10 protein-coding genes, 1 tRNA gene and 1 pseudogene are annotated in these 11,964 nt (G+C 65.7%); 11 read left to right on the top strand and 1 reads right to left on the bottom strand.

Going from position 1 to position 11,964, the window contains the following annotated elements; translation table 11 throughout:
* Positions 1 to 49: 49 nt before the first annotated feature.
* Complete coding sequence (locus ACFWU5_RS12310; protein WP_379244522.1) at positions 50 to 670, bottom strand: low molecular weight phosphatase family protein; 621 nt, start codon at positions 668 to 670, stop codon at positions 50 to 52.
* A 361-nt stretch (positions 671 to 1,031) separates the two neighbouring features.
* Between ACFWU5_RS12310 and ACFWU5_RS12305 the strand changes: the two genes are divergently transcribed.
* From ACFWU5_RS12305 to polA, 11 genes and pseudogenes are all read left to right on the top strand, one after another.
* Positions 1,032 to 1,118 (top strand) — tRNA-Leu (locus ACFWU5_RS12305).
* 168 nt (positions 1,119 to 1,286) lie between these two features.
* On the top strand, positions 1,287 to 1,898 hold the full coding sequence (locus ACFWU5_RS12300) for an ANTAR domain-containing response regulator (protein ID WP_379267177.1): 612 nt from the start codon (positions 1,287 to 1,289) through the stop codon (positions 1,896 to 1,898).
* Between the two features lie 206 nt (positions 1,899 to 2,104).
* Positions 2,105 to 3,328 (top strand): branched-chain amino acid ABC transporter substrate-binding protein, encoded by a 1,224-nt coding sequence (locus ACFWU5_RS12295; RefSeq protein WP_379267176.1) that lies wholly within the window; start codon positions 2,105 to 2,107, stop codon positions 3,326 to 3,328.
* Between the two features lie 72 nt (positions 3,329 to 3,400).
* The gene (locus tag ACFWU5_RS12290) at positions 3,401 to 4,438 is read left to right on the top strand and encodes a branched-chain amino acid ABC transporter permease (RefSeq protein WP_379267175.1); all 1,038 of its coding nucleotides are present in this window, start codon (positions 3,401 to 3,403) and stop codon (positions 4,436 to 4,438) included.
* A complete protein-coding gene (locus ACFWU5_RS12285) occupies positions 4,435 to 5,880 on the top strand; it encodes a branched-chain amino acid ABC transporter permease (RefSeq protein WP_379267174.1) in 1,446 nt (481 codons plus the stop codon). The genes ACFWU5_RS12290 and ACFWU5_RS12285 overlap by 4 nt, the downstream gene beginning before the upstream one ends.
* A gap of 107 nt (positions 5,881 to 5,987) precedes the next feature.
* Positions 5,988 to 6,827, top strand: a pseudogene (locus ACFWU5_RS12280) (ABC transporter ATP-binding protein); the annotation flags it as partial.
* A gap of 144 nt (positions 6,828 to 6,971) precedes the next feature.
* Positions 6,972 to 7,667 (top strand): ABC transporter ATP-binding protein, encoded by a 696-nt coding sequence (locus tag ACFWU5_RS12275; protein ID WP_379244757.1) that lies wholly within the window; start codon positions 6,972 to 6,974, stop codon positions 7,665 to 7,667.
* A 144-nt stretch (positions 7,668 to 7,811) separates the two neighbouring features.
* On the top strand, positions 7,812 to 8,255 hold the full coding sequence (locus ACFWU5_RS12270) for a MarR family winged helix-turn-helix transcriptional regulator (protein ID WP_379267173.1): 444 nt from the start codon (positions 7,812 to 7,814) through the stop codon (positions 8,253 to 8,255).
* A 78-nt stretch (positions 8,256 to 8,333) separates the two neighbouring features.
* Positions 8,334 to 8,654, top strand: coding sequence for a DMT family transporter (locus ACFWU5_RS12265; protein ID WP_379244531.1), 321 nt, complete (start codon positions 8,334 to 8,336; stop codon positions 8,652 to 8,654).
* 42 nt (positions 8,655 to 8,696) lie between these two features.
* Positions 8,697 to 9,095 carry a DMT family transporter gene (locus tag ACFWU5_RS12260; RefSeq protein WP_379267172.1) on the top strand — a complete coding sequence of 133 codons (399 nt, stop codon included), beginning with the start codon at positions 8,697 to 8,699 and terminating at the stop codon, positions 9,093 to 9,095.
* A 108-nt stretch (positions 9,096 to 9,203) separates the two neighbouring features.
* Entirely contained in the window at positions 9,204 to 11,936 is a 2,733-nt protein-coding gene (polA, locus tag ACFWU5_RS12255) for a DNA polymerase I (protein WP_379267171.1), read from the top strand.
* The last annotated feature ends 28 nt before the right edge of the window (positions 11,937 to 11,964 follow it).

Raw genomic sequence — 11,964 nt, 5'->3', positions numbered from 1 at the left:
AAGTGTAATCCCTGCGCGCCGTGGCGAACAGGCCTTCGTCGGTCCTTCGTCAGCGCCTGCGCTGGGCGGCGAGGAACGCCGACAGCGGTCCCTGCTGATCGGGTCCTATCACCAGGCCGCCGCGGTCGTCGCCGCCGGACAGTTTCGTCTGTTCGTGCGGGGCCAGCGCACCCAACACGGGAAACAACAATTCGGCGATACGGTCGCCCACCTCGAGAAAGGCCTGCGGGGAAAGTCCGATCGGGTCGGCGATGTTCTCCCGGCTCACATAGGCCAGGTTGTCGCGCGCGTGATGCAGCGCGGCAATGGATTTCGCGCCGGTGACTTTGGCGATGCGGTGCGCCTCGGCCAGCGTGAAGGTGCGCGGTCCGGTACCGAACGCCATTTCGCCGACTTGATCGCGCAGCGAATCGGTCATCGTCAGCACCAGGTCGGCGCGATCGACCATCTCCGGCTTGAGTTTTCGCGCCTTGAAGCCGGTGGTGTCGCCGCCCAGACCCGCGATGGTCTCGGTGGCCAGTGGCTCGGGCGGAAAGCCCACCAGCGCACGGGTGCCCGCGCTCTCCGCGGTGAGGCCGGGTAATCCGTGCTCCGCCGCGAACGCCACGGTGAGCCGTTCGGCGATCACGGAACGGCAGACATTGGAGTTGCAGACGAACAGCACGTGCATACCGCTACCGTAATCGGGTCGATTGTCACGCAGTAGGTCGGAATTGTAACCATCACAAGCGCGGTACTACTTATTCACCTTTCGGTTGGATGCCGTACATGAATCGTGATGCGCAAATCTGTTGTGTGTGACCGTGATACCCGTGAGATATGGTCTGGAAACCTCCCAGTGATATGTGTTGGTCGTCACTTCTTCCGATCGCGATAATGCTGTTCGGTAATAACTGCCGCCGCGACCGTGGGAGGGTGGCGCCGGAGGCCGTGGGCAGGGCGCCCGGCGGGGTCGTCGAACGGCTCCGTTCGCCGCGCGGAGCAGGCGGTTCGCGTCTCGGCGCGTCGACACGCTATAGTGACCGCGGTGCGCCGGGTTGGCGGAATTGGCAGACGCGACGGTCTCAAAAACCGTTGTCCGAAAGGACGTGTGGGTTCGATTCCCACACTCGGCACCAAGGGCGGAAGCGCGGGATCTGCTCCGCGCTCCGCGGGGGAGTAGCCCGCGCCCAGTGTGCGCGATCTCATCGCAGGCGCAGTCTGAAGCGCGGTCGCGAAAGGTACTGTTTACAACGCCCGGTCGTGGTGTGATCGACGGGCATCTCCAATCCAGAGGGGTCGAACCTATGAGCACCAGTGCAGCCGGCGCCACCCGTGAGACCGCGGCCAAGCGGGTCGTCGTCGCGGAGGACGAGGCCTTGATCCGGATGGATCTGGTCGAGATGCTCAAAGAAGAGGGCTACGACGTCGTCGGTGAAGCGGGCGACGGACAGCAAGCCGTCGAGCTCGCCGAGGAACTTCGCCCCGATCTGGTCATCATGGACGTGAAGATGCCGCGCCGTGACGGCATCGACGCCGCCGCCGAGATCGCGTCCAAACGTGTTGCGCCCGTGGTGATTCTGACCGCGTTCAGTCAGCGCGATCTGGTCGAGCGGGCCCGCGACGCCGGTGCGATGGCGTACCTGGTGAAGCCGTTCACCAAATCCGATCTGGTGCCCGCGATCGAACTGGCCGCGAGCCGTTTTCACGAAATCACCGCGCTGGAAACAGAAGTCGCGAATCTGTCAGACCGTTTGGAGACGCGCAAACTGGTCGAGCGGGCCAAGGGTGTGCTCATGCAGACGCAGGGTTTGTCGGAACCGCAGGCGTTCAAGTGGATTCAGCGCACCGCGATGGATCGCCGCACCACCATGAAGGCGGTCGCGGAGGTCGTGTTGGAGAACCTCACCCCGCAGTAACGCGCTTCTGCTCTTACTGCCGCAGGGTCCGAAAGCAGAAAATGTTTACGTAAACGAAACAATAACGTTAACTATTGCTGGACACGAAGCGTCCGACATGATGCGAATGTTATGCGGATCTAACACAGCGGCGATATGTTCTCTGCGGGCTGAACGTGGTCAGCCCCCCCGGCGAACCCGGGGAGCACAGGACATAGAGGTGAGACGTGCTCAGTTCGACATGGCGCAGTCGTTCGACGCGAGGAGTTCTGGTAATCGGAGCTGCCGCGTCGTTGGTGTTGTCCGGATGTAGTGACAAGTCGTCCGATGGTGGCGGTGGCGGCAACACCGATCTCTCGATCCAGTCGGTTGTACAGCTCGATACCAAGGGCAAGGCCGTCGCGACGGGCGACGCCGGTACCGCCGCGGATCCCGCAGGCGATGGCAAGGCCAAGTGCGCGCCGGTGAACCTGGCCATGGCGGGCCCGCTGACCGGTGGCAACGCCGCGCTCGGCATCAACATCATCATGGGCGTGAAGGTTGCGCTGGACAAGCACAACAAGGCCAACCCGGATTGCCAGGTCTCGGTGAAGCAGTTCGACACCGAGGGCAAGCCGCAGGTCGCGACCAATGTGATCCCGTCCATCGTCGCCGACCCCAGCATCGTCGCGCTGATCGGCCCGACCTTCTCGGGTGAGACCAAGGCGACCGGCCAGATCCTCAGCGAAGCGGGCATGCCCACGCTGACGGCGTCGGCCACCAACCCCTCGTTGACCACCAACGGCTGGAAGACCTTCTTCCGCGGCCTGGGCAACGACGACTCGCAGGGTCCGGCCGTGGCCAACTACCTGACCGGCGAAAAGGGCTTCAAGAAGATCTGCGTCGTGCAGGACAACACCGATTACGGTGTCGGCCTGGCCAAGGCGTTCACCACCGCCGCGGGTTCCGCGGTCGATCCCTCGTGCGCGACCAACATCAAGGAAGGTGACAAGGACTTCTCCGCAGCGGTTTCCCAGCTGTCCGCGGCCAAGCCTGACGCCATCTTCTTCGCCGGCTACTACGCCGAGGGTGCGCCCTTCGTGCAGCAGCTGCGTTCGGGCGGCGTGACCGCGACGTTCGTGTCCGCCGACGGCACCAACGACCCCGAGTTCGTCCGGCAGGCGGGTGCTTCCTCGAAGGACGCGCTGCTGTCTTGCCCGTGCAGCCCGGCGCCGGAGAAGTTCGCCGCCGATTACAAGGCGCTCAACGGTCAGGCGCCCGGCGTCTACTCCGTCGAGGGCTATGACCTGGCCACGATTCTGCTCAAGGGCATCGACTCGGGTAAGGTCACGCGCGCTGAGCTCGTCGACTACGTCCGTAGCTACAGCGGCACCGGCCTCGCCCGCAACTACAAGTGGAGCGAAACCGGCGAACTGGACAACATCCAGATCTGGATGTACCAGGTCAAGTAGTACATACGACGTGTGCACCGGTGCGCGTGGCAGCAATGCCGCGCGCACCGTTGTCCTGACGCGAGAGAAATCATGACATCAGCGGCTTCGCTCGGTGTGGCCCTGTTAGCCGAGGGCTCCATCGATTTCAACGTCACCGGGGTGATCGACCAATTCTGGCGATTGACCGTTGACGGCCTTACCTACGGCTCGATCTACGCCTTGGTCGCGGTGGGCTACACCCTGGTCTACGGCGTGCTTCGCCTGATCAACTTCGCCCACTCCGAGATCTTCATGCTCGGCATGTTCGGCACCTATGTGGGCCTGGAACTGTTGGGCTTCGCGCCCAGCGGCAACGTGTATTCCCAAGGTGTGCTGCTCACCGTGCTCTATCTGGGCGTGGCGATGCTGTTCGGCATGATGGTCTCCGGCATCGCCGCGGTGGGCCTCGAGCGAATCGCCTACCGACCGCTGCGCAAGCGTGGCGCGAAGCCGCTGGCGTTCCTGATCACCGCGATCGGCATGTCGTTCGTGATCCAGGAGTTCGTGCACTACATCCTGCCCAAGATCAAGCCGGGGCTGGGCGGTTCCAACGCGCAGACCGGTATTCGTCTGGTCGAGCCGAAGGTGCAGTTCTCCTTCCTCGGCGCGCAGGTCACCAACGTCGCGCTGGTGATCTTCGCCTCGGCGATCGTGCTCGCGGTGAGCACCGAGATCGTCATCAACCGCACCAAGTTCGGCCGGGCCATCCGCGCGGTGGCCCAGGATCCCGACACCGCGACCCTGATGGGTGTCTCGCGGGAGAAGGTCATCGTGTTGACCTTCCTCATCGGCGGTCTGCTCGCCGGTGCAGCGGCGATGCTGTACACGCTCTACATTCCCACCGGCATCGTCTTCTCGGGCGGCTTCATCCTCGGCATCAAGGCGTTCAGCGCCGCGGTGCTCGGCGGCATCGGCAACCTGCGCGGCGCACTGCTGGGCGGGCTGATCCTCGGTGTGTCCGAGCAGTACGGCCAGATCCTGTTCGGCACCGAATGGCGTGACGTGGTCGCGTTCGTGCTGCTGGTGACCGTGCTGATGTTCCGACCGACCGGCATCCTCGGCGAGAGCCTGGGGAGGGCACGCGCATGACCGACCTGACAAAAGACTCGAAAACCCCGGAAACCCCGAAAGCTCCTGTGGCACAGCAGGATCGACGCGGTCTCGGCGACGCGCTGCGCGTGTGGTGGGACGGCCTGTCGCGTCCGGCCCAGTGGGCTGTGGGCGTGCCGATCCTGGCGGTGCTCGCGCTGCTGCCGCTGTTCCCGCCCCCGCTGCTGGACACCCCTGGTGTGAGTTTCGGCGGCGTGATGGCGCAGTTCGCCATGTACGCGCTGATCGCCATCGGCCTGAACGTGGTGGTCGGCCAAGCCGGTCTGCTCGACCTGGGATACGTCGGCTTCTATGCCGTGGGCGCCTACACGGTCGGTCTGCTGACCAGCCCGAACAGCCCGTGGAACCAGACCGACGCCAACGGTTGGCTCACCTCGGGCTGGGCCTGGCTCGCCTGCCTGCCGATCGCGGTCGCGCTCACCGCGCTTGCCGGTCTGATCCTGGGCGCGCCGACCCTGCGCCTGCGCGGTGACTACCTGGCGATCGTGACGCTGGGCTTCGGCGAGATCGTGCGGCTGATGGCCGACAACCTCGGCGACCTGACCAACGGCAGCCTCGGGCTGTCCAAGATCGCCTACCCGGAGGTCGGTGAATCCGAGAAGCACCCCGGCGGGTTCTTCTCGCCCGGCAACCTCGGCGACCCCAGCAGCTGGAACCCCCTCGACCGGGCGAGCAACGGCACCTGGTGGTTCTGGCTGGGCATGGTCCTGGTGATCGTGGTGCTGCTGATCGTGGGCAACCTCGAGCGCAGCCGCGTCGGCCGCTCCTGGGTCGCCATTCGCGAGGACGAGGACGCCGCCGAGATCATGGGCGTGCCGACCTTCAAGTTCAAGCTGTGGGCGTTCGTGATCGGCGCCTCGGTCGGCGGTCTGTCGGGTGCGATGTACGCCGGTCAGGTCACCTACGTGAACCCCCGGCAGTTCGACGTCGTGCTGTCGATGCTGTTCCTGTGCGCGGTCGTGCTCGGCGGTTCGGGCAACAAGCTCGGCGTGATCGTGGGCGCGTTCCTCGTGGCCTACCTGCCGATGCGCTTGCAGTCGGTGCAGCTGGTGTCCAACGAGTCGACCGGCTACCTGCTGCTCGGCCTCGACGTGGCGCTGCTGGTCGGGCTGTGGCTGCTGTGGCGCTGGCGCAAGGACGTGCTCGGCGTGTGGGCCAAACGCTCGGTGGTCGGCGCGATGGTCGCCGCGGCGATCTTCGGCCTGCTGCTGCTGGGCAGTGTGCTGCTGTTCCGCAAGGGCGGCGCGCAGAACCTCGGTGACCTGAAGTACCTCTACTTCGGCATCGCGCTCGTGGTGATGATGATTCTGCGGCCACAGGGCCTGTTCCCTGTGCGGCAGAAGCTGCTCGCTTACGGCAGACAGGTGTACCAGGCCGTCGTGCGTAAGCCGGCGACCGAATCGATCGGAGCAGGGCAATGACGGGGCCGGGCGCGGGAGACGCGCTGTACGACAACGACGACATGGCGGCGGGCTACCAGCCCCCGCCCGAGGTCGAGCCCGTGGGTGAGGTCGACGTCACCGCGGTGATGCCCGAGCTCGCCGATGCCGAGACCGTGGCCGAGGTGGTCGCGCCGCATCGCGCGATCGAAACCGCCGTGGGCGAGCCGCTGCTGGTCACCGACGGTCTGACGGTGAAGTTCGGCGGTCTGACCGCGTTGGACGACGTCAGTTTCGAGATCCGCCGCGGCGAGATCCTCGGCTTGATCGGCCCCAACGGCGCGGGCAAGACCACCTGCTTCAACGCGATCACCGGCGTCTACAAGCCGTCGGGCGGCACGGTGACCTTCGACGGTCAGCCGTTGGCCAAGACCAAGCGCAACGAGATCACCCGCATGGGTATCGCGCGCACGTTCCAGAACGTGCGACTGTTCGGCGAGATGACCGCGCTCGAGAACGTGGTCGTGGGCACCGACGCGCGCCACACCACCTCGGTGCCCGGCGCGGTGTTCCGTACGCGCAAGTTCAAGCGTGAGGAGCGTGATGCCATCGAACGCGGCATGGCGCTGCTCGAGTTCGTCGGCATCGCACCGCGCGCGGTGGAGAAGGCCCGCAACCTGTCGTACGGCGATCAGCGCAGGCTCGAGATCGCGCGTGCGCTGGCCACCGAGCCCAAACTGCTGTGCCTGGACGAGCCGGCCGCCGGATTCAACCCCAGCGAGAAGTCGGCGCTGATGGACCTGATCCGCAAGATCCGCGACGACGGCTACACCGTGCTGCTCATCGAGCACGACATGCGCCTGGTCATGGGCGTGACCGACCGGATCGTGGTGCTGGAATTCGGCCGCAAGATCGCCGACGGCCTGCCCGCGCAAGTGCGTGAGGACCCGGCCGTGATCGCGGCCTACCTCGGCGTGCCCGACGCGGACACCATCGAAGAGGTGCGCGAGGAATCCGTCACCGCGGCTGAAGAGGGCGCTACCCCGCCGCCGATTCCGGCGACCGTGGTGGTCGAGACGGCCGAGGACGAGGTCGTGGTCGAGAAGCCGGTGCCGCTGCTCGAGGTGCAGGACATGGTCGTGAACTACGGCCGTATCGAAGCGCTGCACGGCATTTCGCTGTCGGTGGCCGAAGGCGAACTGGTGACCCTGCTCGGTGCCAACGGCGCGGGCAAGACCACCACCATGCGGGCGCTGTCGGGTCTGCTGCCGTTGACCTCGGGACGAATCCTGTTCCAGGGCAAGGACATCTCCGCGATGAAGGCGCACGACCGGGTGGTCGAGGGTCTGATCCAGGCGCCGGAGGGTCGCGGTGTGTTCCCCGGTATGACCGTGGCGGAGAACCTCGATATGGGTTGCTACGGCAGGCCTTTCGAGACCAAGGCCGAGTACCAGCAGACGTTGGACTGGGTCTTCGAACTGTTCCCCCGTCTGGCCGAACGGCGCAAGCAGGTCGGCGGCACCATGTCGGGCGGTGAGCAGCAGATGCTCGCGATCGGCCGTGCGCTGATGGCGCGGCCGAAGCTGCTGCTGCTGGACGAACCGTCGATGGGCTTGGCGCCCATGGTGATTCAGCAGATCTTCCGGATCATCAGCGAGATCAACCGCCAGGGCACCACGGTGCTGCTGGTGGAGCAGAACGCCCAGCAGGCGCTCACGCGCAGCGATCGCGCGTACATCCTGGAAACCGGTGAGGTCACCAAGACCGGTCCGGGTGCGGCGCTGCTGACCGACCCCGCGGTGATGTCGGCCTACCTCGGCGTCGACTGATCTTCGGCTGTTATCTGCCGTTCCGGCCCCGCACTGCTCATCGAGTGGTGCGGGGCCGGAACTGTATTCGGTGCTTGTGCGCGCTGTGTCCGCGTGCTAATTTAAGTGTATGCACATACAGATACCTACCGGGGAGGTGACGCGATGAGCCGCGAGGTGAGCGCGGATTGGTCTCGAGTGGCAGCCTTCGCGGCCGCGGTGGACGTGAGTCTGGGCAAGTGGCTGGCGGATCAGCACGGCATCGGACTGACCGAGTATCGCGCCGTCGCGCACCTGAGTGCCGCCGCCGACAAGGAATTGCGGGTCAACGACCTCGCCGTGCAGGTCGGGCTGAATCAGAGTTCGGTCACCCGCCTCGTCTCGCGGCTCGAGGCCAAGGGGCTGGCGATTCGGGACCTGTGTCCCGACGACCGTCGCGGGGTGTACGCGGTCATCACCGAAAAGGGGGAGTCGCTGCTCCACGATTCCCGCGCCGCCTATGACGAGCAGGTTCGCGAGCTGCTGGGCAACGCGGACAAGCACTTTCCGCAATTCGACCTGATCCAACTGCGTCGGTCGCTGGCCGCAGTCGGTGACTTGATTCCCTGATCGGCCTCATGCCGATCCTGTCGGGAACCCCTACCCATATACATGCATGTACATACAGTAACTAGAGAGGAAATCATCATGAGCTGGATCTACCTGGGCATCGCCGTGATCTTCGAAGTCATGGTCGCCCTGGCCGCGAGCAACGCCAAAGGCTTCACCCGCGTCGGCTGGACCGTGGCCACGCTGATCAGCGGCTCGATCGCCACCTTCTTCCTCAGCCTGGCGCTGCTGACCTTCGACGTCGGCGTCGGCTACGCCCTGTGGACCTCGATCGCGGGCGTCGGAATCGTCGTGGTCGGCACCCTGTTTCTCGGGCAACGGCTGGACTGGAAGAAGCTGCTCGGCATCGCGATCGTCGTCGGCGGCGTCGTGGGCCTGCAACTCAGCGGCGCAGCGTAAAGCACCCCTCATACTCCCGATTCCAGCGATAGGACACCTCTCATGACTACTTCCACGAACAACAACACCGGCGCCTGGCTGATGATGCTGCTGGCGGGCGTGTTCGAAGTCGGCTACGCCCTCAGCGTCGGTGGCAGCGAGGGATTCACCGTGCTGCCCTGGTCGATCTCGGCAGGCGTCTTCTTCCTGCTGACCCTGTTCGCCCTGAGCGTGGGCCTGAAGACGATCGACGTCGGCATCGGCTACGCGGTCTGGGCCGGCATCGGCGCGGTCGGCGCCGCCCTGCTCGGGCCGGTCTTCTTCGATGAAACCCTGACCCCGATGCGCGCGTTCTGGCTGGCGGTCATCGTCGGCGGGGTGGTCTGGCTCAAGCTCGCCGACAGCATCGGACAGTCCGACGACATCGGTGTCGGGGCCGAGCCCGCGCTCGCGGCACGATAGCCGCTGCACGGCAGCATCCCAGGTCAGGCCACGGAGCCGACCTGGGATCGTGCTGTTGGACCTGCCGCGCCACACGTTCTGTCAGTGGTGGTCCCTACACTCATTCCCGTGAGTTCACCGACGACTGCGCAGGCATCGACAACGACCACTGCTCCCGACGGCGAGCGGCCCACGCTGCTGCTGCTGGACGGACATTCGATCGCCTATCGCGCGTTCTTCGCGCTACCGGCGGAGAACTTCAAAACCGTCACCGGGCAGACCACCAACGCGGTGTACGGGTTCACCTCGATGCTGATCAATCTGCTGCGCGACGAGAAGCCCAGCCACGTGGCCGCGGCATTCGACGTGTCCCGCAAGACCTTCCGCACCGAGGCCTACCCGGAATACAAGGCCAACCGCAGCGCCACCCCCGACGAATTCCGTGGCCAGGTCGAACTCACCAAGGACGTGCTCGGCGCGATGGGCATCCCCGTGATGGCCATCGACAACTACGAAGCCGACGACGTGATCGCCACCCTCACCACCCAGGCGATGGCCCAGGGGTACCGGGTCCTGATCGTCACCGGCGACCGCGACGCGATCCAGCTGGTCAACGACGACGTCACCGTGCTCTATCCGAAGAAGGGCGTCTCGGACCTGACCCGGTTCACCCCGGCCGAGGTGGAGTCCAAGTACGGCCTCACGCCCGCGCAGTACCCCGACTACGCGGCCCTGCGCGGCGATCCCAGCGACAACCTGCCCGGTATTCCCGGCGTGGGGGAGAAGACCGCCGCCAAGTGGATCCGCGAATACGGTGACCTGGCCACCCTGGTGGACCGCGTGGATCAGGTGAAGGGCAAGGTCGGCGACTCGCTGCGCGCGAACCTGTCGAGCGTGGTGCTCAACCGCCAGCTCACCGAGATGGTGCGCGAAGTGCCACTGCCCTACACCCCCGACCAGCTGGCCAAGGCGCCCTGGGATCGCGACAAGATCCACCAGCTGTTCGACGACCTCGAATTCCGGGTGCTGCGCGACCGGTTGTTCGACACCCTCGGTTCCCCCGAGCCCGAAGCCGAATCGGGTTTCGAGATCAGCGGTGCGGCGCTCGAGCCGGGCACGGTCGCCGACTGGCTCATTGAACACGCCAAAACCGGTGCGCGCCACGGGCTTTCGATTGTCGGCACCGGCACGCCCGTGCACGGCGACACCCGTGCGGTGGCCATCGCCGCCGCCGACGGTGAAGGCGCCTACATCGACCTGACCACGCTGACCCCCGAGGACGAAACTGCGCTGGCCGCGTGGCTGGCCGACCCCGCCGTCGGTAAGGCCTTACACGAGGCCAAGTCCGCGGGCCATGCCCTGCGCGGGCGCGGCTTCACCCTGGGCGGCCTGGTCACCGACACCGCGCTGTCGGCCTACCTGGTGCGCCCCGGCCAGCGCAGCTTCAACCTCGACGACCTGTCGTTGCGGTACCTCAAGCGCGAACTGCGCGTGGAAACCGGTGACACGGGCCAGATGTCGCTGCTGGACGACGAGGACACCCTCGCCGCCGATGTCGCCCGCGAGGAGATGCTGCGCGCCCGTGCGGTCGCCGACCTGGCCGTGGCGCTGGACACCGAACTGGCCGCCATCGAATCGACCCCGCTGCTCGAGGAGATGGAGCTGCCGCTGCTGGGCGTGCTCGGCCAACTCGAGGAAGCCGGCATCGCCGTCGATGTGGCCCAGCTGGAAAATCTGCAGCAACAGTTCGCTGACCGCGTCGCCGAGGCCGCCAATTCCGCCTACGACGTGATCGGCAAACAGATCAACCTCGGCTCGCCCAAACAGCTGCAAGTGGTGCTGTTCGACGAACTGGATATGCCCAAAACCAAGCGCACCAAAACCGGGTACACCACCGACGCCGACGCGCTGGAATCGCTGTTCGAGAAGACCGGTCACGCCTTCCTCGAACACCTGCTCGCCCACCGCGACGCCACCCGCCTCAAGGTCACCGTCGACGGCCTGCTCAAGTCGGTGTCCGACGACGGCCGCGTGCACACCACGTTCAACCAGACCATCGCCGCCACCGGTCGCTTGTCCTCGACCGAGCCGAACCTGCAGAACATCCCGATCCGCACCGACACCGGCCGCCAGATCCGCGACACGTTCGTCGTGGGCCCCGGCTTCGCCGAACTCATGACCGCGGACTACAGCCAGATCGAGATGCGCATCATGGCGCACCTGTCCGGTGACGCGGGCCTGATCGAAGCGTTCAATTCCGGCGAGGACCTGCACACCTTCGTCGCGTCCAAGGCCTTCGACATCCCCATCGCCGAGGTGAGCCCGGAGCTGCGCCGTCGCATCAAAGCCATGTCCTACGGCCTGGCCTACGGTCTGAGCTCCTACGGCCTCAGTGCCCAGCTCAAGATCAGCACCGCCGAGGCCAAAGAGCAGATGGACGTGTACTTCGACCGTTTCGGCGGCATCCGCGACTACCTGGCCGACGTGGTCGACCAGGCCCGCAAGGTCGGCTACACCCAGACCCTGTTCGGCCGCCGCCGCTACCTGCCCGACCTGGACTCGAGCAACCGTCAGCGCCGCGAATCCGCCGAACGGATGGCACTGAACGCCCCCATTCAGGGCACCGCCGCCGACATCATCAAGGTCGCGATGATCAACGTGCAGAACGCGATTCGTGAAGCCGGTCTGCAGTCGCGCATGTTGCTGCAGATCCACGACGAACTCGTGTTCGAGGTGGTCGAGGGCGAACGCGAAGCGTTGGAAGCCCTTGCCCGCGAACAGATGTCGGCCGCGATCGACCTGTCGGTCCCGCTGACCGTGTCGGTGGGCACCGGCCGCAGCTGGGACGCCGCCGCGCACTAGCGCTGGACACAACGATGGGCACCACCCT

This window comes from Nocardia sp. NPDC058640, assembly GCF_042716995.1.
Lineage (GTDB): Bacteria > Actinomycetota > Actinomycetes > Mycobacteriales > Mycobacteriaceae > Nocardia.
The sequence above is the reverse complement of the archived record's forward strand: the minus strand, read 5'-3'. Positions and strand labels throughout refer to the sequence as shown.

Excerpts from the sequence above, each read along its gene's own strand:
- ACFWU5_RS12310 (WP_379244522.1), bottom strand. The coding sequence starts at position 670 with ATGCACGTGCTGTTCGTCTGCAACTCCAATGTCTGCCGTTCCGTGATC.
- ACFWU5_RS12275 (WP_379244757.1), top strand. The coding sequence starts at position 6,972 with ATGGTCGTGAACTACGGCCGTATCGAAGCGCTGCACGGCATTTCGCTG.
- ACFWU5_RS12270 (WP_379267173.1), top strand. The coding sequence starts at position 7,812 with ATGAGCCGCGAGGTGAGCGCGGATTGGTCTCGAGTGGCAGCCTTCGCG.
- ACFWU5_RS12265 (WP_379244531.1), top strand. The coding sequence starts at position 8,334 with ATGAGCTGGATCTACCTGGGCATCGCCGTGATCTTCGAAGTCATGGTC.
- ACFWU5_RS12285 (WP_379267174.1), top strand. The coding sequence starts at position 4,435 with ATGACCGACCTGACAAAAGACTCGAAAACCCCGGAAACCCCGAAAGCT.
- ACFWU5_RS12300 (WP_379267177.1), top strand. The coding sequence starts at position 1,287 with ATGAGCACCAGTGCAGCCGGCGCCACCCGTGAGACCGCGGCCAAGCGG.
- ACFWU5_RS12260 (WP_379267172.1), top strand. The coding sequence starts at position 8,697 with ATGACTACTTCCACGAACAACAACACCGGCGCCTGGCTGATGATGCTG.
- ACFWU5_RS12290 (WP_379267175.1), top strand. The coding sequence starts at position 3,401 with ATGACATCAGCGGCTTCGCTCGGTGTGGCCCTGTTAGCCGAGGGCTCC.